Below are 26,447 nucleotides of genomic sequence, written 5' to 3'. Positions count from 1 at the left end.
CATGCCATTATGCTGACTGGTGCAGGATTTACAGTAACACATGGCTTCAGCCGTAACCCCGACCACGGATCACTTCCGTGGCGAAGACTTTGCTACCCTTCTTGATGAAACTCTTGGCCGCGACGCCGGCTTTGACGGATCAGTTGTCCGTGGCCGTATTGTTCGCCTCACCGACGAATTCGCTATCGTTGACGTTGGCCTGAAAAGCGAAGGCCGCGTTTCTCTGCGTGAGTTCGCTCCTCCTGGCGTTTCTCCTGACGTAAAACCAGGTGATGTCGTTGAGCTCTATGTTGAGCGCTACGAAGATCGCGACGGCAGCATCGTTCTGTCACGCGAAAAAGCACGCCGTGAAGAAGCATGGACCAGCCTTGAGAAAGCTTTCGAAGCTAATCAGCGCGTTAATGGTACCATCTACGGTCGCGTTAAGGGTGGTTTCACTGTTGATCTGGGTGGCGCTATGGCGTTCCTGCCCGGCAGCCAGGTTGACATTCGCCCCGTGCGTGATGTCGGCCCTCTGATGGGTGTTCCTCAGCCTTTCCAGATCCTGAAAATGGATCGCGCCCGTGGCAACATCGTTGTGTCACGTCGTGCCGTTCTGGAAGAAACACGCGCTGAACAGCGTAGTGAGCTGATCCAGGGCCTGACAGAAGGTATGATCCTTGACGGTGTTGTTAAAAACATCACTGACTACGGTGCCTTCGTTGACCTGGGTGGCGTTGATGGTCTGCTGCATGTCACCGACATTGCATGGAAACGCATCAACCATCCTTCAGAAGCACTGCAGATTGGCCAGCCTGTTCGCGTTCAGGTTATCCGCTTCAACTCTGACACGCAGCGCATCTCTCTGGGTATGAAACAGCTCGAAGCTGATCCATGGGAAAATGTTGCTCTGAAATATCCGCCAGGTGCGCGTTATTCAGGTCGCGTTACAAACATCACTGATTACGGTGCGTTTGTTGAGCTGGAGCCAGGTGTTGAGGGTCTGGTTCACGTTTCTGAAATGTCATGGACGAAGAAAAACGTTCATCCTGGAAAAATTGTCGCTACTTCTCAGGAAGTTGACGTCATGGTTCTGGATGTTGACAGCACGAAACGCCGTATTTCTCTGGGCCTGAAACAGGTTCAGCGTAATCCGTGGGAACAGTTTGCTGAAGAAAACAAAGTCGGTGCTGTTGTAGAAGGCGAAATCCGCAACATTACTGAGTTTGGTCTGTTCGTTGGTCTCTCAGCTGACATTGATGGCATGGTTCACATGTCTGACCTGTCATGGGAAGAAACCGGCGAAGAAGCTATGAAAAACTACGAAAAAGGCCAGGTTGTTAAAGCCAAGGTTCTTGACGTAGACGTAGAGAAAGAACGTATTTCTCTGGGTATCAAACAGCTTCAGGAAGATCCGGCAGCTGACGTTCTGATCAGTGTTCAGAAAGGTGCGATCGTTACCTGCACTGTCACAGCGATCCAGTCTAACGGCATCGAAGTGAAAGTTGACGACGTTCTGACCGGCTTCATCCGTCGTGCAGAGCTGGCTCGCGATAAAGCAGAGCAGCGCCCAGAGCGCTTCGCTGTTGGTGAGCGCGTTGATGCGAAGGTTGTTTCTGTTGACCGCGCAGCCCGTAAACTGGCACTGACCATTAAAGGTCGTGAAGTTGAAGAAGATAAGCAGGCTATCAGTGACTACGGTTCATCTGACAGCGGTGCTTCTCTGGGTGATATTCTGGGTGCGGCTATTCGTCGTCGTAACACAGACGCTTAAGAGATCTCGTGCAATCCCGGTGTGGCGATGTCACACTGGGGCTGAGTGCTCAGAAAGGGTGGTGCTGGTAACAGCCCCACCTTTTTTTGTGGCCATCAGACTTTCAGGTCATAGGCCTCACGGGCTGAAAGAATTTCTTTCATATGCAGTTCGGCCCAGTGCGTTACGGCACTTATGGCTTCAGTGAGTGTTTCCCCCAGGGGGGTGAGAGAGTATTCAACTGTGACCGGCACAGTGGGATACACCTCACGATAAATCAGTCCGTCACGTTCAAGTGTTTTTAGTACGCCTGAGAGTACTTTTTGCGAAATGCCGCCAACGCTTCGCTTCAGCTCGTTAAAGCGTGTTTTGCCTGATTTTAAATGATCAAGAATCAGCAGGGCCCATTTATCGCCTATGCGGTCGAGCACCATGCGGGCAGGACATTCTTTGGCAAAAACATTATAATGGTCTGAGGGGACCTCCCGTAGTTTCCTGGTGGTAACCATGTGTCTTCAAAGTGCCTTCTTGTTGAGAGCAGAAAGGTCTCTTATCGTTTCTTTTGGAAAGATAGTTTCAAAAAGAAACTAATCTCTTATGAGATATTTTTTGAAAGAAGTCGACGATGAGCAAAATTTTTGTCGTTTATCACTCTGGTTACGGTCACACGCGCGCTGTTGCTGAGCAGGTTGCTAAGGGTGCTGGTGCGGCTCTCATCGCTATTGATGAGAATGGCGATATCACTGAGGCAGAATGGGCAAGCCTGAACGAAGCTTCAGCTCTTATTTTTGGTGCCCCGACATATATGGGCAATGTAAGCTGGCAGTTTAAGAAATTCGCCGACGCGACTTCTAAAATCTGGTTTACCCGTGGCTGGCAGGACAAAGTGTTTGGTGGCTTTACAAACTCAGCCAGTCCGAATGGTGATAAACAGGTTGCTCTGATCACGCTGCAGACACTGGCTTCGCAGCATGGTGGTATATGGGTGAGCCTGGGCCAGGCACCTTCTAACACCAAAGCGGCTACGGCTGATGATGTGAATAACCTTGGTGGTTCAGTCGGTCTTCTGACACGTGCTCCGGCTGATGCATCTGTCGATGAAGTACATAAAGGTGATTTAAAAAGTGCAGAGCTCTACGGTAAACGTATAGCAGATGTAACACAGCGCCTGAGCTAACAGCTCAGGAAAGCGGGACAGGAGTCACTGATATGCGACATAATCTGAAATTTTTTGCACTGGGGCTGACCGGTTTACTCCTGGCCGGGGCTGCCCCTTTGCCTGACTATGTCGCATCGGCAGTTAATGCGCCGGTGCGTCATGCAGATAAAATTAAGGATGCCTCTCGTCACGGGGCGGAGATTGTCGCATTTATGGGGCTGAAACCAGGGCAGAAAGTTGCTGACTTTTTGCCTGGTCGTGGATACTGGACCCGCATTTTCTCGGGTGTGGTGGGGCAGCAGGGTCATGTTTTTGATATCTGGCCGTCACTTATGGTGACGCCCGGGTCAAAGTTTGAAAAAACCATGACGGCTCTGTCTCATCAGTCCGGCATAACGAATGTCACGGCGCTTCAGGTGCATTTGCCATCACTGAATTTGCCCGAGCCGGTTGATGTTTTTTTTACTTCTCAGAACCTGCATGACCTGCCAACACCTTTTCTGGGTAACACCGATATTACAGCCTTTAGCAAACAGGTGTTTGCGGCCCTGAAGCCGGGCGGAAAATTTGTGGTTATCGATCATGTTGCGGTGGCGGGCGCTGGTCTGACGCAAACTGATACGCTGCATCGTATTGAGCCTGACACAGCCAGAAAGGCTATTCTCGCCGCAGGATTTACGTTTGCTGGTGAAAGCAGCCTGCTGGCAAACCCGCAGGATAACCATCACCTGAAGGTATTTGATTCAAAAATACGGGGTAAAACAGATCAGTTTATTTATGTATTTGTAAAACCTGAATAAAATATACCAGCATGTCGTCTGAACCGGGATATTCATAACCCCGGTTCAGTGATTATTCAGCCCAGGCAGGCTTTACGAAAAAGATCAAAGGCCCGTGCACGGTGGCTCAGAGCATTTTTCTCGTCGTCAGTCATTTCGGCAAAGCTAAGGGTTTTACCTTCAGGGGCAAAAATGGGGTCGTAGCCATGCCCGTTTGTGCCGCGGGGTGGCCAGACAATCTGCCCGTCAGTCCGTCCTTCAAAGAAATGAAGCCTGCCGTCAGGAAAAGCCAGACATAACACACAGATAAACCATGCTGCCCGCTCGCCCGTACCAATGTCATTGTGAATGCGTGCCATAGCAGCAGGGAAGTTTTTGTCAGGGCCGGCCCACCGGGCAGAGTAAATGCCCGGGTCACCATTGAGTGCAGCCACACACAGGCCGGAATCATCTGACAATGCCGGCAGGCCTGAGGCCTTCGCCGCTGCCTGTGCCTTAAGAGCGGCATTACCGGTAAAGGTGGTTTCTGTTTCTTCCGGCTCGGGCAGTTTCAGTTCACCGGCTGAAATTACGGTAATACCGAAAGGTTTCAGCATAGCCGAAAACTCAGCGAGTTTTCCTGCATTGTGGCTGGCCAGCACCAGCTTATCGCCGGTGTGTAAAAGCGGTGTGCTCATGTATCAGCCATTTTCTGCGCGTGTTACAGCGGCTGTCTGCGCATCAAACAGCGTTGAAACGCCAATGCGTGCAAGAGTAAACAGTTCGTTAAAGGCATCTTCTGTAAAAGGTGTTTCTTCTGCTGTGCCCTGAATTTCAACAATGCGGCGGTCGGCTGTCAGCACAAAGTTTGTGTCAGCTGCTGCTGTGCTGTCTTCTGCGTAATCGAGGTCAAGTACGGCGCCGGTTTCAGTCAGTCCGCACGAGACCGCGGCAACCTGACCCAGCAGTGGCAGGTGAGGGAGAGCACCACTGGCAACCAGTTTGCCCAGAGCCAGGCGCAGAGCTACCCATGCTCCGGTTATTGACGCGCAGCGTGTGCCTCCATCAGCATTAAGCACATCACAGTCGAGGGTGATGCTCATTTCACCAAGGGCTTTCAGATCTGTCACAGCACGAAGCGAACGCCCGATAAGGCGCTGAATTTCCTGTGTGCGACCTGACTGTTTACCTTTTGCGGCTTCGCGGCTGCCGCGTGAATGTGTGGCGCGGGGCAGCATACCATATTCTGCGGTGACCCAGCCGGTGCCCTGACCACGAAGAAACGGAGGTACACGGTTTTCAATACTGGCTGTGCACAGTACCTCTGTGCCACCCACGCGGATGAGAGCGCAGCCTTCGGCATGGTGGGAAAAGCTGGTGTCGATGGTAATAGTACGCATCTCGCTGGGCAGACGACCTGAAGGGCGCATGTAAAGAAACTCCTTAAATCATAGTTTGTTCACCAGGCAGGCGAACGACACAAAGGTGACACTATCGTCAGTTCAGTATGACGAGAATGGTGTGTGTGCTAAAAAATTGCTTTAAATGATTAAGAAACCCACAATGCAGCCCTGGTGAGGAGGAGCAGAGCAGATGATGAGACCTGGTGTGTTCCCTGTTGGCAGTGCTTTGCCTCCTGATCTTGACCGGCGTTCTGCCACGATTTTGCGTGAAGTGGTGGAAGAATATATGGCCAATGGTGAGCCTGTCGGGTCGCGTACGCTCGCACGCAGGCTGAGCCAGCCGCTGTCTCCTGCAACGGTGCGCAATATCATGGCATCTCTGACCGAAGCCGGTCTGCTTTTTTCGCCGCACACTTCAGCGGGGCGTTTGCCAACTGAGGCCGGGCTGCGTCTGTTTGTTGATGGTCTTTTGCAATTTGGGGCGCTCTCGGAAGAAGAGCAGACACGGATCAGCCATACGCTGGAGGCACGCGGGCGCTCATTGCAGGATACAATGACGGAGGCATCTTCATTACTTTCAGGTATGTCTGACGCAGCAGGTCTTGTCATAGCGCCTAAAAGTGAGGGAGCTGTTAAGCATATTGAGTTTGTTGCTCTGGGCGGTAATCGTGCCCTTGTTGTGCTGGTTGGTACAGATGGGCGGGTTGAAAACCGTGTGACAGAAATTCCGGCAGGGGTGCCTGCGTCGGCTCTGGTTGAAGCGGCTAATTACCTGAATGCCAGACTTAAGGGAGCAACATTGTCTGAGTTGTGTGAACGTGTGAGCACAGAAATTTCTGACAACAGGCATGTGCTTGATGAGCTGACTGCTGATGTGGTTGAGCGCGGGCTTGCTATATGGGGCGGAGATACCGGTGAACGGGGTGGCACATTAATTGTCAGAGGTCAGTCGCGCCTGCTGACGGATGTTGCCGGGCAGGAGCGTTTGCAGGCTATACAGACTTTATTTGACCGGCTTGAAGCACAGGAGACAATGCTGAGTTTGTTAGAACTGGCAGAAAGTTCAGAGGGTGTTCGCATCTTTATCGGGGCTGAAAGCGGTTTGTTCGGAGCTTCTGGCATGTCCATGGTGGTCGCCCCGGCCCGCAACGAGACTAATCGTATTGTTGGCGCTATTGGTGTAATAGGGCCAAAACGTATTAATTACGGGCGTATTATTCCGGTCGTTGATTATACTGCACGGTTTTTAGGTGAAATGCTTGGCTAAGTCGGTCAGTTTGCTACACGATAATATAAAGAACGCGCCAGAATATGATAATGGGTAAAAAGCCGGCATGACAAAAGATTCGTCTTCTGAAAAAAAGCTGACTGTGCGCAGTCCCCGTTTTCGTATCTGGCGCCGGGCCCTTGGCGCAGGCGCTGCAATTGTGCTTGTGGGCATGGCTGGCGGTGGCCTTGTCGTCTGGCATCAGTATGAGGAGCTGGTCTCCTCACTGCCAACAGTTGAAGGGCTGAAAAATTATCAGCCTGACGTGATGAGCCGCATCTATGCCTCGGATGATCGTATGATCGCTGAGCTGGCCAGTGAACGCCGTATTTTTGTGCCTTTCAGTGCTATTCCTGAACGTGTCAGTAATGCGTTTCTGGCTGCTGAGGATCAGAAATTCTGGACCCATAAAGGCGTTGACCCCCTGGCGATTATCCGTGCTGGTCTGACCGATCTTACGCGCGATAAAGGGCGCAGACCGATCGGGGCTTCTACGATTACGCAGCAGGTGGCACGTATTATGCTGCTGGGTACACAGTCTCTTTCTATGAAGCGTAAGGCGAAAGAGGCATTTCTGGCCCTGCGTGTTGAAGGGGTGCTGTCGAAAGAGAAAATTCTCGAAATTTATCTTAATGAAATTTATCTGGGCAGCGGGGCTTACGGTATTGCTGCTGCGGCACAGACTTATTTTAATAAGCCGCTTGATCAGCTTGATGATGCTGAAGCCGCTTTTCTTGCAGCACTGCCAAAATCACCAACAAACTACAACCCTGTCCGCTACCCTGAGGCTGCTCTTGGACGGCGTAACTGGGTTTTGTCACGTATGGTTGAAACCGGAGCCATTACAGCTGAGGCTGCCAAAGCTGCTCAGGCTGAACCTCTTATTCCTCATACGTTTGTGCGTCCTGGTCCGGCTCCGGGGTCTGAATGGTTTGCTGAAGAGGTCAGGCGCGAGCTGATCGGGCGCTATGGCCAGGAGACGACCATGCAGGGCGGGCTGGAAGTACATACCAGCCTTGATCCGGCCTTGCAGCTTTATGAGCAGAACGTGCTCAGGCAGGGGCTGATGGCTTATGACAGATCGCACGGCGGCTGGCGCGGTCCGGTTATGCATATTGCTGATATTGGTGCGGACACGCAGGAGGCAGAGTGGGTAAAAGCCCTTGGTAGCGTGGCTGCTCCTCCGGGTATGCTGGAGCAGTGGCGCTCTGGCATTGTGCTTGACCCGCTTAAAGGGCGTATTGGCTGGCTTGAGGGCTCAGTTGTGCGTCGTAATGCAGAAGAGGGCGTGCGTGTTTCTCAGACTGGTATCCTCCCTGCACGTGATCTGATCTGGGCCAGGCGCTCTCATCCTCTTCGGGCAGGCGATATCGTGATGGTTGAGCCTCAGGCCGGAGGGAAGAGCGTTGCGCTGATGCAGATTCCCCAGGTTGAGGGTGCGATTGTCACCATGAACTCACGCACCGGCCGCGTGATGTCACTGGTAGGGGGCTGGTCGTTTCGTATGTCGCAGTTTAACCGTGCCACACAGGCGCTGCGTCAGCCAGGCTCTTCCTTTAAGCCCTTTGTTTATCTTGTCGCAATGCAGCAGAATATCTCTCCTTCGCAGGTGTTTGATGATGCGCCTGTGACATATGGAGCCTGGCACCCAAGTAACTATGAGAAGGATTTCTGGGGGCCTACCTCGCTGCATGATGCGCTCAGAGAATCCCGTAATCTTGTGACTATCCGCCTGGCTGCGCATATCGGCATTAAAAACGTAGCTGCTATGGCTGAGGATATTGGCCTGGTACAGTCTATGCCTCATGTTTTGCCGGCGGCTCTGGGTGCGGTAGAAACAACTGTGTTGAGGGAGGCGGCTGCATACGCAACGCTTGCTGCCGGTGGCGCCAGGGTAACCCCGACATTAATAGATGACGTGCAGGACCGGGATGGAAAAGTGCTCTGGCACCCTGAGCAGCTGTCTCTTGTAACTGCCCCGGCCCGTGATGCGCACCTTGCTAAAGAGGGGGACGCCCCCGTCACACCGGCTGCATCTGCCGGTCAGCCTGATGCTATTTTCCCAACAGGTATGGGTCCGCAGGATGTTGTGACACCGCTTGCCGCAGCGGATGAAGCAAAGCCTGGTGTTGATGATATGCCTGTTTTGCAGGACAACCGCGTTCATGTCGCGACAGACCAGAGCGCGTTTCAGGTCACGGCTATGCTGGAGGACGTGATACGCCATGGTACCGGGTATTATGCAGGTAAGGGTATAGATTACCCCGTTGCAGGTAAGACGGGCACAAGTCAGGATTTTCATGATGCCTGGTTTGCTGGTTACTCCCCTGATATCGTTACGGTGGTATGGGTTGGCTTTGATACTCCGCGTTCTCTTGGGCGTAATGAGACCGGCGGTGTGCTTGCTGCGCCAATGTGGAACAAAATTATGACGAAAGTCTTTGAGGGATATCCCAAACTCGATTTTCGTGTGCCGGAGGGTATCACCCTTGTTCAATACAATGCCGGGCGCAGTGTCGGGATAGACGGCTTTAAAGCCGGACAGATTCCAGGCGTCAGTGTCAGCCTTTCAGATAATGGTGCCTCTCAGGAGCTGACAGCCGCTGATACCGGTGCTGAGAACATGCCTGCGTCTGAAAGTGACATGGGTGCCGGTCCCGGCACGGGCGATATTTCAGGCACCGGTGCTGCACCGGGTGGGCCAGCAAGAACTGAGCCGTCACAGCCTTCGGGGGGTGACATTGGTATGGGTGGCCTTTATTGAGGTCTGAACAAGATCTGAATTTTTTTGAGTAACCAGGAGAACAGGTTCGATGTCGAGCGAGACAGATGCCCTTAACGACCAGATAAAGCAGTCAGTGGCACTGCTGAGGAGGCATCTTTAACTGGGATGTCGCTGAAGCCAGACTGGCAGAACTGAACAACCAGGCAGAAGACCCTGAATTATGGAATAACCCTGAAAAAGCACAGGAGCTTATGCGTGAGCGTACGCTGCTGGCCGGACAGATTGAAGGGGTTCTGGCCCTTGAGCAGGGTGTGCAGGATGTCTGTGAGCTTGTTGAGCTTGCTGAAGCGGAAGGCGATGCCGACGTGGTGCAGGAAGCTGTTGCAACGCTCAGGGAATATGCTGAAGAAGTCAGCCGGCGCGAGACTGAAAGTCTGCTCTCGGGTGAAGCTGACAGTAATGACTGCTATCTTGAGGTTAATGCCGGGGCAGGTGGCACAGAGGCGCAGGACTGGGCCGAAATGCTGCTGCGTATGTATACCCGCTGGGCTGAGGCTCACGGTTATAAAGTGACTATGATGGAAAGTTCGGAGGGCGAGCAGGCCGGGCTGAAGTCTGTTACTATTCTGGTATCTGGTCCTAATGCGTATGGATGGCTGAAAACCGAAGCCGGGGTACATCGTCTGGTGCGTATTTCGCCTTTCGATTCAGCTGCACGCAGGCAGACCTCGTTTGCTTCAGTATGGGTCTATCCCGTCATTGATGATTCGATTGAGATCGAAGTGAATGATTCGGAACTGAGAGTAGATACTTTCCGCGCATCAGGAGCAGGTGGGCAGCACGTTAACAAAACTGATTCTGCTATCCGAATCACGCATATTCCGACAGGCATTGTAGTTGCATGTCAGACGGACCGTTCTCAGCACCGCAACCGTGCAACCGCCATGCAGATGTTGCGTGCGCGTTTGTATGAGGCTGAACTGCAAAAGCGCGAGGCTGCTGCCGCAGCGACTGAGGCCGCCAAAACTGATATTGGCTGGGGGCACCAGATTCGTTCTTATGTTCTTGCACCATATCAGATGGTTAAAGATCTGCGAACGAACGTTGAAAGCAGCAATCCCGGAGCTGTCCTCGACGGGGATCTTGATAGTTTTATGGCGGCGGCTCTTGCTGCAAGAGTTGGCGCAACGCGTTCAGAGGCAAGCGCTGTCGCACGTTAATATCAGATAAGAAGTTTTTATGACAAAGCAGGCTGGCGTCGCATAGCCTGCTTTATTTTTACCTGAAAATGTGGTGTTTTGAGGACGAAAATACGATTTTGTTTCGTATCATTACGATAGTGAATAAAATTTATGAAGAATTGTTCTGAGGGTGAATTGAGAAAATTTATTATTTTTTCAGAAAAAAATTGATGATGTGTATTTTTTTTGCTTATGAGGGTTTTTTTTAGACAAGATCATTCTTGACATAATGCCCCGCAGATAGGCCAATTGGAGGCAGGGAGCGGGTAGCTCATAATGCTGTCTGATCGTCCTGGTGCTGATGGCTGCGTAACGGGTTATGACCCGACGGAAGAGATTTCGTCAGAGAGTAAGGATGCGACCAGTATCTGATGGCTGGCGTGGAAGAAGGAGGATACAGAAACATGCAAGACCTCGCACAACAGCAACATAAACCGGTGTCGCGTGCCATCGGAGCAGGAGCTGTTGTCGGTGTTATAGCCCTGATTATTACCGTCTTACTGCATATTTTTGCAGTGACAGGGCTGATCTGGGGAATGGGGGCAACAACAAGTGTGCCTGTGCCAAAGCCTCCTGTGAAAACCAGGATTGTGGAACCACCGCCACCACCGCCACCACCGCCACCGCCACCGCCACCGCCGCCGGTTATGACTGTGCCGCCGCCGCCGTTCATACCGCCGCCGAAGATTGAGGTGCCACCGCCACCTAAGCCACCGATCCGGCATGTCTCGCGTACGCCGCCAAAGGAGCCGTCTCCGCCACAGACTGTTACGACACCTGTGCCACCGGTCACCGAGGCTGCATCGAATACACCACCTTCTGACTCTCCGGATACAACGGCAGGGACATCACCGCTCAATAATGCGCGGCCTGTTTACCCGCCTGAGATGGAAGAGGAAAACATTGAAGGGCGTGTGACTGTTGTCTGTGATGTGGAAACAACCGGCATGACCAGCAACTGTTCGGTCAAATCGGTCCAGGGAGGCGATGCTTTTTCTCAGGCTGCACTCGATTACGTTCATAAGGCGCGTTATCGCCCGGCAACGAAGAACGGTGTGCCTGTCAAAGAGCTCCGTAAGGTCTACGTTATCAAATTCAGACTGGACGATTAAAGTCCGGTCGCTGTCATTGCTTTCGGGAAAATAACTACCTGATACCCACGCACCAGAAGCCTGGGTATCAGTTTGTAACACGAAGAAGGATTTTAGTTTTCATGATCAGACTGTCTCGTTTTCCGGTGTCAGGTCTTGTGGTTCCGGCTCTGGCTGTCATGCTGGCAACGACTGCTCCGGTTCTGGCGCAGGATGCATCAGCACCTGCCCCTGCAGCCCCGGCTGTTTCTGATCCTGCATCAGCACCTGCTCCGGCACCTGCTGATGGTACGGCACCTGCTCCTGCCACTGCCCCTGATGCTTCTGCCGCTGCTCCGGCTGCAGGCGATGCACAGGTTTCTCCGAGTGTAGCTCCTGACGCCGCGGCCCCTGCACCTGCACCTGCTCCTGAAACCAAAGAAGAAGCTAACCCCTATGGTCTGGGTGCTTTGTGGTCAAACGGTGACGTGATTGCACGTGGTGTGCTGCTGATCATGCTGGTGATGTCACTGGGTACATGGTACATCATGATCGTGAAGTTCATTGAGCAGGCACGTCTGTTCAGCGCTGCAAAACAGGCAACAGAGAACTTCTGGACCAAAACGTCTATCCAGGAAGGAGCCAGCGCGCTTCAGCCTAAGTCTCCGTTCCGCTATATTGCAGAAACCGGTATCTCAGCTGCTGAGCACCATGAAGGCACCATGCAGGAGACTATTGACCTGAATAGCTGGACTTCTGTTTCTCTTCAGCGCTCAGTCAACAACATTCAGAACAACCTGCAGAAAGGCCTCGCCTTCCTTGGTACAGTGGGTTCAACCTCACCGTTCATTGGGCTGTTTGGTACTGTTTGGGGTATTTACCATGCGCTGACAGCTATCGGTATTGCTGGTCAGGCTTCTATCGATAAAGTTGCCGGCCCTGTTGGTGAATCCCTTATTATGACGGCAATTGGTCTGGCTACAGCTGTTCCTGCTGTTCTGGGTTACAACCTGCTGGTACGTCGTAACAAAGGTGCAATGGATAAAGTTCGTGATTTTGCTGCTGATCTGCAGTCCATTCTGATTGGTGGTGTTCGTCATGGTAATGCACCTAAAATCGTAGTGCGCGCTGACGATTCACAGACCACAATTACGACTTCAGAACGGGTAGGCTGATATGGGTATGTCTGTCGGAGACGGCGGGGGAGAGGATGAGGTCGTTTCGGCCATCAACACCACTCCACTCGTTGACGTCATGCTGGTGTTGCTGATCATCTTTCTGATCACAATTCCGGTTGCAACACACACGGTGAAACTTAACCTGCCGAAGGATATGAACCAGCCGACGCAGACCAAAAATGGTAACGTTGTGCTTGCAGTGACTGAAAACGGACAGGCATACTGGGACCAGACGCTCCTCAAGGGGCGTGCTGACCTGATGGCTCATCTGGATAAAGTTGCCCGCATGCAGCCCCAGCCTCAGATACAGATCAGAGGTGATGTAAAGGCCCGTTATGAGGCCGTGGGCAAGCTGGTTGAATCCTGTCAGGAGGCCGGTATCTCGCATATCGACTTCATTACAGAAAAACCAAAAGACGGCTAAACTGAAGTCAGGTTTTGCTTTTGCCATTATGGCAGGAGCAAAACCGTCTTCTTTCTGCTTTTTCAGTCTGATTATGACGCGTTGTCAGACTGAAAAAACAGAGCATTGGTGAGAAAGTAACAGCTTATGGGCATGAATCTCGGATCAGACAGCACGACTGAAGACGAAGGCATTGTTGATATCAACACCACCCCGTTGATTGACGTGATGCTCGTTTTGCTGATTATGCTTATTATTACAATTCCGTTGCAGACACAGGCTGTGTCGATTGACCTGCCTCAGGGGAATCCGCCGCCTCCGACGCATGAGGTTCCTGTCGCGACAATTGCGGTTGATTTTGACAACAGCATCACATGGAATGGTGCGCCCATTACCAGTGAAGATGATCTGCAGGCGCATTTGCGTGAGGTCGCGGCTGTGCCGGAGGATGACCAGGCCGAAACACATCTGCAGGCTAACCGTCTCGCAGACTACAAAACGGTCATCCATATCATGGCTGATGCTCAGCGCCTCGGGGTCAGGAAAATTGGTATCGTAGGCCTCGAGCAATTCACAGAAGGACAGTAATCTATGTCGTCTCATCTTTTACGCATCACGCTGGCTGCCTGTGTGGCTTTTTCAGTTGCACAGCCGGTTGCCCATGCGGCGGAAACGACTCTTTCTGCCGGGGTGGCCACAGCTTTGCAGCAGGCACAAACGGCTCTTGCCGGTCATAAATATGACCAGGCGATGAGTGCGGTTAATAAAGCTGATGCCATAAAGGGAAATTCAGAGTACGACACTTACGTCATTGCTCAGATGCGGGCAGCAGTTGCATCGCAGACAGGTAATCTGGCCGCGGCAACCGCAGCCTATGACAAGCTGATTGCGTCACCCCGTACGACAAAAGCTGCTAAAGAGCAGATGCTGATGTCTGAAGCGACAATGGCCTATAAAGCAGGTAACTATCCTGCAACTATTCAGGCTATTCAGCGTTATCAGCATGATTATGGCAATTCGCCAGTTCTCGATACACTGCTCGCTCAGTCATATTATCTGCAAAAAGATTATCAGGGTACAGTTAACCTGCTGACTCCCCGGATCGCTGCTGAGATTAAGAGTAAAAAAGTACCAGCTGAAGCTCAGCTGCAAATGCTGGCCGCCAGTGCGACAGCTCTGAAGCAGGATACTATCAGCACACATGCTTATGTTCTGCTGGCTACCTACTACCCTAAAAAGGAATACTGGGACCTTCTGCTGCATGGTCTGATTGTAAACCCAAAAATTCCGCAGGCTCTCCAGCTTGACGTTTACAGAATTCGCCTCGCTGCCGGTAACATTACCCAGGCCCGCGATTTTATGGAAATGACAGAGATCGCTGTGCAGAAAGGTATGCCTCAGCTGGCTCTTGATCTGATGAATCAGGGTTACAGCGCAGGTATTCTGGGCCAGGGTGCTGAAGCCAGCCGTCAGGCGCGCCTGAAAGCTCTGGTTGAAAAAGATATCGCTGCAAAAAAAGCATCAATCGCAGCTGACGAGGCTACGGCTCTCAAAGCAAAAACAGGCGATGCTTTGCTGACAGTAGGTTATAATTATGTGTCTTTTGGTGATGCCAGCAAAGGCCTTGACCTGATGCAGCAGGCAATTGCTAAGGGTGTGAGCAATGTTAATCTTGCTCGCCTGCAGTTAGGTCTTGCACAGCTACAGGCTGGTCAGAAAGATCAGGCTATCGAGACTCTTAACACAGTTGAAGGTGACGATGGCACGCATGACATCGCTCAGTTGTGGATCCTGAAGTTAAAATCTGCTGCTATTCACCAGGCTGGCAAAAAATAAAGCTTATTATCCCCCGCCTGTGTCCCTTTATTACCGAGACGCAGGCAGGGTGACCTGGTTTGACCCCTGAAAATTTATTATTTGCTGTAGCGATGCAAAATATTTTGCAGCGTAATGCGTTGCTGCATGCACAACGTCTTAAACTTTTGCCGTTTATCGACAGACCTCAGAGAGGAGATCAGGCCGGAGCCTGACCTTTCTCACGGGTGTGTTGATTTGTGGCGGGTTCTGTTGTGTGTTCTTTCCAGCCACCGCCGAGTGTGCGGTAAACCGTGACCAGGTTTTGATAATTAGCAACATTCACGGTGATCTGTGACTGACGCGCCTGCAGATACGAGCGTTGTGAAACAAGCGTTGTCAGGTAAGAATCTGTCCCTGCATTGAAGCGTTTCTGTGCAAGAGAAAATGCATCAGCCGAGGCACTGACCAGGGCATTCATCTGCTTTTGCTCGTCAAGATATGCTTCACGGGCCGCCAGTGCATCTGCGACCTCTCTGAACGCTGTCTGCACAGTTTTTTCGTATGTGGCTATCTGCGTGTTGCGTCGGGCTTTCGATGTTTTCAGGTTGCCGCTGTTAATGCCCCACGTCCACAGAGGGATCTGAATCTGGGGGTTAAGGCCCCAGGTTGTGGCAGCTGAGGTAAAGAGTTTATTGAACTGAAGGCTCGAAATACCATCATTAGCTGTCAGTGTGATGCGGGGAAAGAATGCTGCCCTTGCTGCCCCGATATTTGCCTGAGCTGCCAGAAGGTTGTGCTCGGCAGCGACGATATCAGGTCTGCGCTCAAGCAGGTCTGATGGCAACCCGGCAGGCAGGTCAGCCAGCAATGTCTGCTGACCCAGCGGGCGGGGAGCGGGCAGGTCAGCGGGTAATGGGGCGCCAATCAGCAGAGCAATCAGGTTTTCATCCTGAGCGAGCTTACGCTGGGTATCAGCCTTAAGGGCGGCGCTCTGGCTGACCTGTGTTTCAGCCTGCCGTACAGTCAGTAAATCTGCCTCACCATTGCGGTATTTAGCCTGTGTGAGTCGCAGGGTGTCCTGCTGGCTGGCAAGAGTGCTATTGGCCAGATCAAGGGTTTCTTTATCTCCAAGCCAGGTGATGTAGGCGATAGCAACCTGTGAGACAACGCTTATGAGCATGCCCTGCAGAGAGGACTGTTTAGCCAGTGCATTTTCAGCGGCCTGGCGTGACAGGCTGCGAATACGTCCGAAAAAGTCAATTTCGTAAGACGAAAAGCCAATGCCACCCTGGTAGTATTTAAAAACCCGGCCATCACCAAAGGCTGCGTTATTGCTTTTTCCGGCATCCAGCCCTGGTGCAAAGGTCAGACCAGCGGCATCGGAAGGGGCCTGATACATTGGCCCGCCGGTGGCAGAAATTGTCGGAAAAAGGCCAGCATGCTGCGTATCATAAAGCCCCTGAGCTTCGCTGATATTTGCAGCCGCTTCACGCAGGTCGCGGTTTTCGCGCAGGGCAATGGTAATCAGGGCCTGCAGGCGCGGGTCAACAAAAAAGTCTTTCCAGCCTATGTCGGTAGCAGCCTGCTGCAGGCGTGGGTTACCCGTGTTCTGGTAAGCAGGCCACGAGGTCGCCAGCGGCGGAGCAGGGCGCTTATATTTAGGGATCATGGTGCACCCCGAAAGCATCCCCCCTGCCATAGCAAGGGAGAGTGCCTGCAGGCGCAGGGGGGTGAACGAGGAGAGTAAAGTCGGCATATGTTTAGTGCCCCCCATGAGAAGGCTGTGAATCCTGGGTATGCTCCTGCTTTTCACTCAGGCGTTTTACCCGGAAAAGACGCAGAACAGCCACGAAGAAAACAGGAACAAAATAGACAGCCAGTAATGTCGCTGTTGACATCCCACCCACCACGGCTGTGCCAATGGCCAGACGAGAGGCCGAACCAGCACCGGTTGCAATGGCCAGCGGGAAAACACCGACAACAAAGGCGATAGAAGTCATCAGGATAGGACGCAGACGCTCACGTGCCGCGGTGTTTACTGCTTCTTCCAGGGTTTCACCTTTTTCAAAGGCAGCCTTAGCAAATTCGACAATCAGAATGGCATTTTTAACAGCCAGCCCGACTGTGGTCAGAAGCCCGACCTGGAAGTAAACGTCGTTATCCATGCCGCGGAACAGGGTTGCGGCAATAGCCCCCAGAACACCCAGAGGCACAACCAGAATAACAGCAAACGGAATAGCCCAGCTTTCATACAATGCTGCAAGGCAGAGCAGAATGATAATGCCTGCCAGCGCATATAGCGGCCCGGTTGAAGAGCCGGAGGCCAGCTGCTCAAATGAAAGGCCGGTCCACTCATAGCCGATTCCTTTAGGCAGCTTTTTCATGATGTCGAGCATCGCAGCGATTGAATCACCTGAGCTGTAGCCTGGTGCAGGCTGGCCAAGTATTTCGTATGAGTTGAAACCGTTATAGTTTTCAACTTTTTGCGGGCCGACAATCCAGTTAGCTGAGATAAAGGCATTCAGCGGTGTCATTGTGTCGTTGACATTGACGACCACACTGCTGGCGTTATTGCTGCCAGCTGAGGTGCTGTTGCCGTTATGAACATACCATTTGTTCAGATCATATGGCAGCATACGGGCATCAGGAATACCCTGAATATAAACCTGCTTTACGCGGTCATTGCGCAGAAACTGGTTTACATAGATCGAGCCCAGTGCCCCCTGAATGGTGTTGTTGATACTGGCGATTGTAATGCCAAGGGCATTAGCTTTTTCGCGGTCAATATTGAGGTTGTACTGAGATGCATCTTCCATACCATTCGGGCGAACAGCTGCCAGACGCTTGTCCTGTGCGGCCATGCCCAGAACCATGTTACGTGCAGCAAGCAGTTTCTCATGTCCAAGGTGGCCGCGGTCTTCAAGCTCAAGGTCAAAACCGGTAGCGTTACCCAGTTCCAGTACAGCAGGAGGGTTAACAGCGAAGATCTGGGCCTTAGGATTGGTCCAGAAATGATTCATGATGCGGTTTGCAATAGCCGTTGAGGTTTCCTGGGGTTTTGTACGCAAATCCCAGTCTTTCAGACGGATAAAGAATGCCCCGGCACTTTGCCCCTGACCTGCAAAGTTAAAGCCATTCACAGCATAGACTGATTCAACCAGGTTTCCCTCGGTTTTAAGAATATAATCTGTGACTTCATGGTTGATACGGGTGGTTTCTTCCATAGGGGTGTTAACAGGCATTGTAATCTGCCCGAACACCAGCCCCTGATCTTCATCAGGAAGGAAGCCGCCAGGCAACTTTGAAAAGAGAAAGATAACGCAGCCCGTGACGAGGAAGAGCCCGAGAAATGACAGGGCCAGATGCCGGACCAGAAAATTGACACCATGAAGGTACCCACGGGTCATCTTTTCAAAGTTACGGTTAAACCATCCGGCAAGACCGGTCGTTTTTTCATGAGAGCCAGCTTTGAGCATAGTTGCGCACAAGGCCGGCGTTAACACCATAGCGACCAGTACTGAAAGCCACATGGCAGAAACAATGGTGATTGAGAACTGCCGGTAAATGACCCCGACAGAGCCAGAGAAGGCTGCCATGGGCAGAAAGACTGCTGTCAGGACCAGAACGATACCAACAAGAGCGCCTGAGATTTCATCCATTGAAACTTTTGAGGCCTCAACGGGTGACAGTTTGCTCTCTGTCATCACACGTTCAACGTTTTCAACCACAACAATCGCGTCATCGACCAGCAGACCAACGGCCAGCACCATGGCCAGCATGGTCAGAGTGTTGATCGAGTAGCCCAGTATATTCAGCAGGCCAAAAGTACCCAGCAGAACAACCGGCACAGCGATTGTTGGTATCAGTGTCGCCCGGAAATTTTGCAGGAAGATCAGCATGACCAGAAAGACCAGGCCAATAGCTTCAAGCAGGGTAATGACGACTTCCTGGATCGAAAGAACAATGAAGGGCGCCGTATCGAGCGGATAAACAGTCTTCAGGCCTGGCGGGAAGAATTTTTCCAGTTCACTGATTTTCTCTTTAACCGCAGCTTCGGTGGAGAGCTGGTTTGAACCAGGTGCCAGCTTAAGAGCCATACCAGAGGCAGGATGGTTATTGTAGAAAGAGTCAGTGTTGTAGGTCTGAGGGCCCAGCTCAACAGTGGCGATGTCTTTGATGCGCACCTGTGAACCATCAGGCTGCACTTTCAGAAGAATCTTTTTAAACTGCTCAGGGTCTGTCAGACGGGTCGGGCCGATAATGGTGGCATCGAGCTGAATACCTTTGCGTGCCGGCAGGCCACCCAGCTCACCTGATGAGACCTGAAGGTTCTGGTTCTGAATGGCAGTTTGTACGTCTGTGACAGTCAGGCCGTAATTGAACAGCTTGTCAGGGTCCATCCAGATACGCATGGCGTATTCTGAGCCGAACAGCGTATGGTCACCCACACCTGTGATACGGCTGAGCGGATCTGAGATGTTAGAAGCCACGTAGTCGGCAATATCGCCGCCATTCATACTGTTGTCAGTCGAGATGAAGCTGACCACCATCATGAAGTTTTTAACAGCTTTGGTGATGCTCAGCCCCTGAGCGGTAACTTCTGACGGCAGTTTTGGCTGCGCCAGCTGAAGTTTGTTTTGCACCTGCACCTGGGCAATGTCAGGGCTTGTGCCCTGCTCAAAAGACAGGTCAATTTCCATCTGTCCGGAAGCATATGATTGTGCAGAAATATATTCCAGATGGTCAAGGCCGAACATCTGCTGAAGAATGGGGCGTACAACTGTGTTGTTTACCGTGTCAGCAGAGGCACCGGGGTAAGTGACCGAAATGGCTATCTGTGGCGGCGCAATGCTGGGATACTGCGCAATAGGCAGCCGGAAAAGCGACAGGCCACCAAGCAACATGATGATAAGGCTGATGACCCATGCAAAGACGGGTCGGTCAATAAAAAAACGAGCCAGGGACATGAGGTCAGTGTCCTCTGTTCAGGTTTTCTGTGGTTTCTGGCTGTGCTGAGGCAACCTCAGTCGGCTTAACGTGGCCGCCAGGTTTGATTTTTTGCAGGCCTGTTACCACAACGCGGTCTCCGTCCTGCAGACCGGCTGTTACAAGCCAGTTGTCACCAAGTGCCTGACTGGTCTGAATTTTGCGACGCTCAACCGTATCGTCCTGTTTGATAACCCAGACTTCAGGGTCACCATGTGAGTTGTGGCTGACAGCTTTTTGCGGGACCAGAATGCTGTTGGGGTCTGTACCTTCTTCAAGCTGGGCATGAACATACATGCCCGGCAGAAGCAGCTTCTGTGGGTTAGGCATAATAGCACGGATGACAACAGAGGAGGTCGAGGTATTGACGTTAACCTCAGACAGCGCCATGCGCCCTTTAAATTCGTAAGCCGAATTATCCTCAAGGGTAAGAGAGACAGGCACCCGGCCATCGGGCTGACGTTTCAGGCGGCCTTCAGCCAGCTCGCGCTTCAGGCGCAGCAGTGTGATGGCCGGCATATTCACGTCAACATAAATCGGGTCAAGGCGCGTAATGGTTGCTGTGTCGTTGGTCTGATTGGCAGTAACCAGCGCACCAACAGTAATCAGGGTACGGCCGATACGCCCTGTAATGGGCGCATTCATTTTTGTGTAGTTCAGGTTGACCTGTGCGCTCTCAACCTGACCTTTTGCATTGAGAATACGCCCCATAGCTTCTTTTTCAGTGGCCAGAGCATCGTCATATTCCTGCCGGCTGACAGCGTGGTCTTTTACCAGGTTGCGGTAACGGTCAAGCTTGGCGCGGGCTGTGATTTCAGCTGCCTCTGCCTCTTCCAGGAGACCTTTTGCCGTGGTGTAGGCTGCCTGGTAGCGTGAGGGGTCGATCTGATAAAGCTGCTGGCCAGCAACAACGTCAGCCCCCTCAATAAACAGGCGTTTTTGTATAATGCCGGTTACCTGAGGGCGTACCTGTGCAATTTCAAAAGCATCAGTACGACCAGGCAGGCTGGTGGTCATGACCACCGACTGGGTATGCATGGTTACGTAATCAACGCTTTGTGGCGGCATTGCCCCTGACTGAGTGCTTTTACGTTCACATCCTGCCAGAGCAAGCAAAGCAACAGCAGAGGCCAGAAATGGGCGCAGGGGAGTATAGGGAGTCATCACTCTGGCGAATCCTGTCTTTAAAAAACAATATGTGCGCAGGAACCCCGTTGAACGGGGTCGGGGGATGGGGTGCTTTGCAGCTGGGGAAACGTTAATAAGGAATAAAATGAATATTCTACCGTTTCACGTTAGCGACGATATAGAATTTGTTCAGAATGTGTCAAGGGTATGGTTGTAAAATGTTATTATAACATATTGATATTTATATATGTTTTAAATTTTTTACCGGGGTTTCCCCCGGCGTAAAATGGGTTACTGACCTATATTTCTTAATTTTTTACCCATCATCAGGTTTTTCTCAATCTGCTCCAGAGAGACATCATTCGTTTCAGGGACATAGAGCCAGGTCAGGAGCAGAAAAAGACCGTTGAGTCCGGCCATCAGAGCAAAAGTACAGCCGCCGCCCAGCCCGTTAAGAATGCTGAGGAAAGACAGCCCGACGATCATGTTGGAGATCCAGTTGCTGAGTGTTGAAATGGTAATACCGAGGTCACGCCCCTTCATGGGCTGAATTTCAGAGCACAGCACCCACATGAGCGGCCCGGCGGACATAGCGTGTGCGCTGATAAAGATCATCACAAAGAATACGCACATTATGCTGGCGGTCTGGGTTTCCATGCCTGTTATATTCAGCCATGACAGGCCGGCCAGAGAGAAAACCATGGTGGCAAAGCCACAGTACAGAATAGGCTTACGGCCCCAGCGGTCTACAAGACCAATGGCTGCCAGCGTTGCAAGCACATTAACAAATCCGACAACAGCCGTGCACCACATCTGAGATTCGCCGACAAAGCCTGCCAGAGCAAAAATTTTGGGCGCATAGTACATAATGACGTTAATGCCGGCGAACTGCTGCATGGCCTGAAGCAACACACCCAGAGCAACTGAGCGACGAAAGTTAGAGTTGCTTTTCAGCAGAGAAAAACCACCTTTTCTTGACGTCAGCTGTGCTTCAATTGAGCGGATTTCTGCGGCTGTATCATGTGAATCAGGGCGAAGGTCTTCTAACACGCTGTGTGCTTCTTTTTTACGCCCCTTCATCATCAGCCAGCGAGGGCTGTAGGGAAGAAAAAGGACGCCGATGACAAATAAAACGCCCGGTATAACAATAACACCAAACATCCATCGCCACTGCGCATGATAAGCGAATAATGTATCACTGATAAAAGCGACCAGAATACCAACCGTGATCATTAGCTGGTACGTGGCGATCATGGCGCCGCGTGTTTCTTTACTGGCAATTTCTGAGAGATAGAGAGGAGAGGTAAAAGCTGCAATGCCGATGGCAAGCCCCATGAGTCCACGGTTTACAATCATGCTCATGACTGACCATGACACCGCGCATCCAAGAGAGCCGAATATGAAGATAATACCGGCGATAACAAGAGACCATTTGCGGCCTGTAATACGGGCCAGCCACCCTGCCAGAATAGCCCCGATAGCCGCACCGGCCATCATGCCACTGACAATCCATTCCTGCTGCATGGTCGAGGCATGAAATTCGCGTGAGACGAAATCAAGCGCTCCTGATATCACACCGATATCCAGTCCGGACATAAGCCCGGCTGTTGCCGCCAGTATGCCAATGACAGCACTTTTTACGGTAAAAGAGGACTCTGAAGAATCAGGGGACGTTTCTGGCATATTACAAGATTTTCCGTGCAGCATTATTATTCTTTATCAGACTATGCCGTGAGATAGATCGCTGGCCCTTAGGGTGGGGCGTTATCTTATTTCTTACTACGGCAGTCGGGGGTTTTTATCACATCGGTGTGATAAAAGGGATATATTTTTCTCTGGTTTTAGCAGCCGTTAAAGATTGCTTACTCTCAGTGAGTAATCTGTTTACAGATATACAGGTCTTCTTGTGTAGCAGGGGACCGGCCTGGTTTTTAGTCAGGCTCGCTTTCTCCAAAGCGGGAATCACGATGCACCCATGTTGAGAGTAGCAGGCCAAAACCCATCATAACGTTGAGCATTGCTGAACCACCGTAAGACACAAGAGGCAGGGGAACACCACCAACAGGGATCGCTCCCATGACCATTGAGAGGTTGACCAGGCAATAGAGAAAGAAGTTGACGCTGATCCCCAGTGCGACAAGGCGGCCAAAGCGGTTGCGACTGCGTATGGCCATGAGCATACCGCCAAGGATAATGATAAGCAGCAGGCTGATAACTGTTAATGCACCGGCATAACCCCATTCCTCAGCAATCATGGTGAAGATGAAGTCAGTCTGTTTTTCAGGCAGAAAGTTAAGCTGCCCCTGAGAGCCTTTGAGGTAACCCTGTCCCCACATGCCGCCTGATCCCAGCGCAATTTTTGACTGGATAATATTATAACCTGCCCCAAGGGGATCGCTTTCGGGGTTAAGAAAGGTGGTAATCCGGGCGCGCTGATAGTCATGCAGGTGACTGTAGGCAACTTTAATCAGATAAGGTACGGGGAGTACAAGTAACACAATCTGCCATAGCCTCATGCCCGCAGCGAAGAAAAGAGCTGCCCCGATACCACCAATAATTGTTGCTGTGCCGAGGTTTGGCTCTTTAAGTACCAGCACAACGGGCAGCAGAACAATAAAGGCCGGGGGCAGCAGCCAGAGCGGGTTGCCCATCTGCCTGTGGTTCAGACGATGGAACCATGCAGCCAGAACAAGCACCAGAGCTATTTTTGCATATTCAGAGGGCTGAACCTGTACGCCGCCAATAATAAGCCAGCGTTCAGCCCCCTTGCCAACATGCCCCATGTGCAAAACAGCTGCCAGCAGAGCAACAGAAAAAATATAAAGAGGCCACGCGGCGCGTATCAGCACTTTGGGTGGCAGCATGGCAATGGTGATCATCATCACCAGTCCCACAGCAAAACGTGCGGCCTGAGGTGCTGCAAACGGGTAAGGGGCTCCGCCGGCAGCAGAGTAAAGTGTGATATATCCTGCGGCAGCAAGTGTGCAGATCAGCAGAACGTAAAGCCAGCTGATACGCCAGAGTTTGGATAAAAGCCGAAAGCTCGGTTCGGCGCGCAGCAGACGTTTGTGAAATTTCATTGTCTATTGTGTGTCTGATGCGTCAGCAACACGCTCAGGTGGTGGTGTGATGTGGTTTGCCGGGTCGCGCAGAAGTGTGTCAGTCATGATATCGCGTGCCAGCGGGGCCGCGGCTTCTGCACCTGCGTTACCGTGCTCAATAACGACCGAGACTGCATATTGTGGATTATCGTAGGGTGCAAAGCAGATAAACAGGGCATGTGGCCTGTATTCCCACGGCAGATTGGCCGAGTTGAAGTGTCCGCTTTCACGCAGTGCCCGCGATACGCGTCTGACCTGAGCCGAGCCGGTTTTGCCGGCCATCATAACACCCGGAATAGTCAGTTTTGCTTTGGGGGCTGTGCCATGGGGTTCATTCACCACGGCAAACATGCCACTACGCAGGGCAGCCAGCCCGGCAGCGGGCATATCAAGTTCCGGCCAGTGTTCGGCCGTTGCCTGTGGGCCGGTTTCGTCATTCAGAGAGCGTACAAGGTGGGGTTGCACAGCCCGCCCTGTTGCCAGGCGCGAGGTATAGGTTGCCAGTTGCAGGGGGGTCACCTGCACAAACCCCTGGCCAATCCCACTGACAATGGTATCGCCACCATTCCAGTGGTGGTGGTGTGCCTGTCGCCAGGTCGGGGTCGGGATGAGGCCGGTGCGGGTATGTGGCAGCTCAATATCAAGCGGAGTGCCTAAGCCGAAGCTGTGGGCTGTTTCTGCAATATGGTCCATGCCGATGCGGCGTGCCATCTCATAAAAATACACGTCGCAGGAAAATTTAAGGGCCTGGTGCAGGTCAAGTGACCCATGCCCCCATCGTGACCAGCAGTGAAAGCGCGTGCCGCCTACGTCCAGATGACCAGGGCAGAAGACCCGGTCGGAAGGAGAAATGAGACCAGCCTTCAGCCCTGCCATGGCAACCGCAGGCTTAAAAGTTGAGCCCGGAGGGTACACACCGGCAACTGCTTTATTGATCAGAGGGGTTCGTTCGTTGTTGATCCATTCAAGCCATTGTGTGTGACTGACACCACTATCGAAGAGTGAGGGGTCGAAAGAAGGTGTGCTGGCCATTGCCAGCACCTCACCATTGCGGCAATTCATGACAACGGCAGAGGCAGTCTGATCACCAATGCGACCAAGAACTGCATGCTGCAGCACGCTGTCGATTGTCAGGCCAATTTTCGTCCCTGATGTACCTTCAGCCCGGTTCAGCTCAGAGATAACCCTGCCGACTGAGTTAACCTCCATTTCGACAGAGCCTGCTGTGCCGCAGAGTGTTGTGTCCTGGCTTTGTTCAATACCAGCACGCCCGACACGCATACCAGGCAGAGCCAGCAGGGCTGACCGTGCGACATCGCGCTCGTTGGGGGGCGCAACATAGCCGATAATATGGGCCAGAGACTCACCTTCAGGATAGACGCGCCGTGTGCCGACATCGATCAGAACACCAGGGAGCGAGGGCGCATTGAGCTCAATGCGGGCCATCTCATCCCACGAGAGAAAGTCTCGCAGCATAACCGGGACAAAACGGCGTTTATGGCGCATTTCGCGCAAAATGCGGGCACGGTCATGCTCATCAAGTGGAATGATAGTTGAAAACCGCTCAATCGTGCCGTTCACATCTGTCGTTTCTTCGGGCAGCAGAAGGGCGCGCCAGTTTTCCTTATTACTGGCAAGCGCTACGTTATAGCGATCGACAATATGGCCTCGCGGTGGTGCCAGGTAGCGTTTGCTAACCCGGTTGCTTGCAGCCATGCGTGCATATTTATCGCCATTTTCAACCTGCAGACCATAAAGTTTTCGGGCCAGAAGCCCCAGAGCGCCAGTTTGCAGGGCCATAATCAGCAAGGCCCTGCGCGTAAAAATACCGCGTGATGGGTCTTTTTGAGTTTTGGCAGGCATAAGGCGCTTTATATCGCGCTTACGGCGTTTGAACCTCATGATGCACCATCTTTCTGCATCAGATATCTTCCCGGTCGTTGAACTTCTGGATAACCCAGGAGAACAGAACCGAGAGAGCAGGGTAGAAACCAACGCACAATGTCGCTTCGAATAAAGCCGGGGACAGTGTCAGGATGTGTAGTCTGAACAGGCAGGCAAAGCTCCATTGTAGCAGGCAGACACCGAGGGCAATAAAAGCGAATATAAGCCATGATAGCAGAAAAGGCAGGCGTGTAATGCCAAAACGTGAATAAAAAGCGACACTATGAACAAGTAAAAGGAGCAGCGCACTAACCCCCAGCGGGGTGAAATTGACAAAGTCCATAGAAAGGCCAAGTAAAAAAACCACCGGGCTCGTCATAGAAGAGGGGTGCCACGCTGACCAGAAAAAAACAGTTGTGATCATAAACGCAGGCAAAATCTCAGTGATGCCAGGCACAGGCAGAGGTGCCGCGCAGATAATAATGATGAAAAAGCAGAGAATACCCGGCAACAATCGCCGTGCACCGTGGTCCAGCCTGCTCCAGATGGTCTGATGAGGCTGAATTTCTGCTTCCCAGGAGTTCCGGGAGGAATCGGGCTTCATGAGTGTATTAT

The 26,447-nt window shown here is 52.1% G+C and carries 22 protein-coding genes; 12 read left to right on the top strand and 10 right to left on the bottom strand.

The features are described 5' to 3' along the window. Positions 1-40 precede the first annotated feature (40 nt). Positions 41-1,753 carry a 30S ribosomal protein S1 gene (gene rpsA / locus GOB58_RS01615; protein WP_086553538.1) on the top strand — a complete coding sequence of 571 codons (1,713 nt, stop codon included), beginning with the start codon at positions 41-43 and terminating at the stop codon, positions 1,751-1,753. Positions 1,754-1,848: 95 nt separating this feature from the next. On the opposite strand, the gene GOB58_RS01610 is transcribed toward rpsA, so the two are convergent. After that, positions 1,849-2,241, bottom strand: a complete 393-nt coding sequence (locus tag GOB58_RS01610; protein WP_086553537.1) for a winged helix-turn-helix transcriptional regulator — start codon at positions 2,239-2,241, stop codon at positions 1,849-1,851. 116 nt (positions 2,242-2,357) lie between these two features. Between GOB58_RS01610 and GOB58_RS01605 the strand changes: the two genes are divergently transcribed. Continuing rightward, complete coding sequence (locus tag GOB58_RS01605) at positions 2,358-2,909, top strand: flavodoxin family protein (protein WP_086635605.1); 552 nt, start codon at positions 2,358-2,360, stop codon at positions 2,907-2,909. A 32-nt stretch (positions 2,910-2,941) separates the two neighbouring features. Beyond that, positions 2,942-3,691 carry a class I SAM-dependent methyltransferase gene (locus GOB58_RS01600; RefSeq protein WP_086553535.1) on the top strand — a complete coding sequence of 250 codons (750 nt, stop codon included), beginning with the start codon at positions 2,942-2,944 and terminating at the stop codon, positions 3,689-3,691. 56 nt (positions 3,692-3,747) lie between these two features. Here the strand turns inward: GOB58_RS01600 and rdgB are convergent, their stop codons facing one another. Both rdgB and rph read right to left on the bottom strand, forming a co-directional pair. Continuing rightward, a complete protein-coding gene (gene rdgB / locus GOB58_RS01595) occupies positions 3,748-4,347 on the bottom strand; it encodes an RdgB/HAM1 family non-canonical purine NTP pyrophosphatase (RefSeq protein ID WP_086553534.1) in 600 nt (199 codons plus the stop codon). 3 nt (positions 4,348-4,350) lie between these two features. Then, positions 4,351-5,079: a ribonuclease PH gene (gene rph / locus GOB58_RS01590; protein ID WP_173559135.1), complete on the bottom strand. Its 729-nt coding sequence runs from the start codon at positions 5,077-5,079 to the stop codon at positions 4,351-4,353. A 166-nt stretch (positions 5,080-5,245) separates the two neighbouring features. On the opposite strand from rph, the gene hrcA reads away from it, so the two are divergent. From hrcA to GOB58_RS13185, 9 genes are all read left to right on the top strand, one after another. Continuing rightward, positions 5,246-6,319 (top strand): heat-inducible transcriptional repressor HrcA, encoded by a 1,074-nt coding sequence (gene hrcA / locus GOB58_RS01585; protein ID WP_086553577.1) that lies wholly within the window; start codon positions 5,246-5,248, stop codon positions 6,317-6,319. Positions 6,320-6,386: 67 nt separating this feature from the next. Next, a complete protein-coding gene (locus GOB58_RS01580) occupies positions 6,387-9,083 on the top strand; it encodes a penicillin-binding protein 1A (RefSeq protein ID WP_086635604.1) in 2,697 nt (898 codons plus the stop codon). A gap of 49 nt (positions 9,084-9,132) precedes the next feature. After that, a protein-coding gene (gene prfB / locus GOB58_RS01575) for a peptide chain release factor 2 (protein ID WP_143216338.1) occupies positions 9,133-10,264 on the top strand; the annotation gives its coding sequence in 2 pieces (ribosomal slippage) (positions 9,133-9,201 and positions 9,203-10,264; 1,131 coding nt in all). Positions 10,265-10,689: 425 nt separating this feature from the next. Beyond that, complete coding sequence (locus tag GOB58_RS01570) at positions 10,690-11,397, top strand: energy transducer TonB (protein WP_233127714.1); 708 nt, start codon at positions 10,690-10,692, stop codon at positions 11,395-11,397. 101 nt (positions 11,398-11,498) lie between these two features. Then, entirely contained in the window at positions 11,499-12,530 is a 1,032-nt protein-coding gene (locus tag GOB58_RS01565) for a MotA/TolQ/ExbB proton channel family protein (protein WP_086635602.1), read from the top strand. A 1-nt stretch (position 12,531) separates the two neighbouring features. Continuing rightward, positions 12,532-12,957 carry an ExbD/TolR family protein gene (locus GOB58_RS01560; protein WP_086553528.1) on the top strand — a complete coding sequence of 142 codons (426 nt, stop codon included), beginning with the start codon at positions 12,532-12,534 and terminating at the stop codon, positions 12,955-12,957. A gap of 126 nt (positions 12,958-13,083) precedes the next feature. Then, complete coding sequence (locus GOB58_RS01555) at positions 13,084-13,524, top strand: ExbD/TolR family protein (protein ID WP_086553527.1); 441 nt, start codon at positions 13,084-13,086, stop codon at positions 13,522-13,524. Positions 13,525-13,527: 3 nt separating this feature from the next. Continuing rightward, positions 13,528-14,772, top strand: coding sequence for a hypothetical protein (locus GOB58_RS01550; RefSeq protein ID WP_086553526.1), 1,245 nt, complete (start codon positions 13,528-13,530; stop codon positions 14,770-14,772). 59 nt (positions 14,773-14,831) lie between these two features. Continuing rightward, complete coding sequence (locus tag GOB58_RS13185) at positions 14,832-14,966, top strand: hypothetical protein (protein WP_265792739.1); 135 nt, start codon at positions 14,832-14,834, stop codon at positions 14,964-14,966. Here GOB58_RS13185 and GOB58_RS01545 read toward each other — a convergent pair. From GOB58_RS01545 to GOB58_RS01515, 7 genes are all read right to left on the bottom strand, one after another. Beyond that, positions 14,951-16,432, bottom strand: coding sequence for an efflux transporter outer membrane subunit (locus tag GOB58_RS01545; RefSeq protein ID WP_407651725.1), 1,482 nt, complete (start codon positions 16,430-16,432; stop codon positions 14,951-14,953). The genes GOB58_RS13185 and GOB58_RS01545 overlap by 16 nt on opposite strands. Positions 16,433-16,493: 61 nt before the next feature. Then, complete coding sequence (locus GOB58_RS01540; protein WP_086635600.1) at positions 16,494-19,700, bottom strand: efflux RND transporter permease subunit; 3,207 nt, start codon at positions 19,698-19,700, stop codon at positions 16,494-16,496. Positions 19,701-19,704: 4 nt separating this feature from the next. Further along, complete coding sequence (locus GOB58_RS01535; protein WP_086553524.1) at positions 19,705-20,883, bottom strand: efflux RND transporter periplasmic adaptor subunit; 1,179 nt, start codon at positions 20,881-20,883, stop codon at positions 19,705-19,707. 255 nt (positions 20,884-21,138) lie between these two features. Next, entirely contained in the window at positions 21,139-22,530 is a 1,392-nt protein-coding gene (locus GOB58_RS01530; RefSeq protein ID WP_086553575.1) for a sugar porter family MFS transporter, read from the bottom strand. 248 nt (positions 22,531-22,778) lie between these two features. After that, positions 22,779-23,927 (bottom strand): rod shape-determining protein RodA, encoded by a 1,149-nt coding sequence (gene rodA, locus GOB58_RS01525; protein WP_086553523.1) that lies wholly within the window; start codon positions 23,925-23,927, stop codon positions 22,779-22,781. Positions 23,928-23,930: 3 nt separating this feature from the next. Next, positions 23,931-25,850: a penicillin-binding protein 2 gene (gene mrdA, locus GOB58_RS01520; RefSeq protein ID WP_086553522.1), complete on the bottom strand. Its 1,920-nt coding sequence runs from the start codon at positions 25,848-25,850 to the stop codon at positions 23,931-23,933. A 19-nt stretch (positions 25,851-25,869) separates the two neighbouring features. Then, entirely contained in the window at positions 25,870-26,436 is a 567-nt protein-coding gene (locus GOB58_RS01515; protein ID WP_086553521.1) for a rod shape-determining protein MreD, read from the bottom strand. Positions 26,437-26,447: the final 11 nt, after the last annotated feature.

The organism is Acetobacter thailandicus (assembly GCF_011516655.1).
Lineage (GTDB): Bacteria > Pseudomonadota > Alphaproteobacteria > Acetobacterales > Acetobacteraceae > Acetobacter > Acetobacter thailandicus.
This window is presented reverse-complemented; position numbering and strand designations above follow the sequence as displayed.

Coding starts and splice junctions, on each gene's coding strand:
- rpsA (WP_086553538.1), top strand. CDS start 41: ATGGCTTCAGCCGTAACCCCGACCACGGATCACTTCCGTGGCGAAGAC.
- GOB58_RS01610 (WP_086553537.1), bottom strand. CDS start 2,241: ATGGTTACCACCAGGAAACTACGGGAGGTCCCCTCAGACCATTATAAT.
- GOB58_RS01605 (WP_086635605.1), top strand. CDS start 2,358: ATGAGCAAAATTTTTGTCGTTTATCACTCTGGTTACGGTCACACGCGC.
- GOB58_RS01600 (WP_086553535.1), top strand. CDS start 2,942: ATGCGACATAATCTGAAATTTTTTGCACTGGGGCTGACCGGTTTACTC.
- rdgB (WP_086553534.1), bottom strand. CDS start 4,347: ATGAGCACACCGCTTTTACACACCGGCGATAAGCTGGTGCTGGCCAGC.
- rph (WP_173559135.1), bottom strand. CDS start 5,079: ATGCGCCCTTCAGGTCGTCTGCCCAGCGAGATGCGTACTATTACCATC.
- hrcA (WP_086553577.1), top strand. CDS start 5,246: ATGAGACCTGGTGTGTTCCCTGTTGGCAGTGCTTTGCCTCCTGATCTT.
- GOB58_RS01580 (WP_086635604.1), top strand. CDS start 6,387: ATGACAAAAGATTCGTCTTCTGAAAAAAAGCTGACTGTGCGCAGTCCC.
- GOB58_RS01570 (WP_233127714.1), top strand. CDS start 10,690: ATGCAAGACCTCGCACAACAGCAACATAAACCGGTGTCGCGTGCCATC.
- GOB58_RS01565 (WP_086635602.1), top strand. CDS start 11,499: ATGATCAGACTGTCTCGTTTTCCGGTGTCAGGTCTTGTGGTTCCGGCT.
- GOB58_RS01560 (WP_086553528.1), top strand. CDS start 12,532: ATGGGTATGTCTGTCGGAGACGGCGGGGGAGAGGATGAGGTCGTTTCG.
- GOB58_RS01555 (WP_086553527.1), top strand. CDS start 13,084: ATGGGCATGAATCTCGGATCAGACAGCACGACTGAAGACGAAGGCATT.
- GOB58_RS01550 (WP_086553526.1), top strand. CDS start 13,528: ATGTCGTCTCATCTTTTACGCATCACGCTGGCTGCCTGTGTGGCTTTT.
- GOB58_RS01545 (WP_407651725.1), bottom strand. CDS start 16,432: ATGGCAGGGGGGATGCTTTCGGGGTGCACCATGATCCCTAAATATAAG.
- GOB58_RS01540 (WP_086635600.1), bottom strand. CDS start 19,700: ATGTCCCTGGCTCGTTTTTTTATTGACCGACCCGTCTTTGCATGGGTC.
- GOB58_RS01535 (WP_086553524.1), bottom strand. CDS start 20,883: ATGACTCCCTATACTCCCCTGCGCCCATTTCTGGCCTCTGCTGTTGCT.
- GOB58_RS01530 (WP_086553575.1), bottom strand. CDS start 22,530: ATGCCAGAAACGTCCCCTGATTCTTCAGAGTCCTCTTTTACCGTAAAA.
- rodA (WP_086553523.1), bottom strand. CDS start 23,927: ATGAAATTTCACAAACGTCTGCTGCGCGCCGAACCGAGCTTTCGGCTT.
- mrdA (WP_086553522.1), bottom strand. CDS start 25,850: ATGAGGTTCAAACGCCGTAAGCGCGATATAAAGCGCCTTATGCCTGCC.
- GOB58_RS01515 (WP_086553521.1), bottom strand. CDS start 26,436: ATGAAGCCCGATTCCTCCCGGAACTCCTGGGAAGCAGAAATTCAGCCT.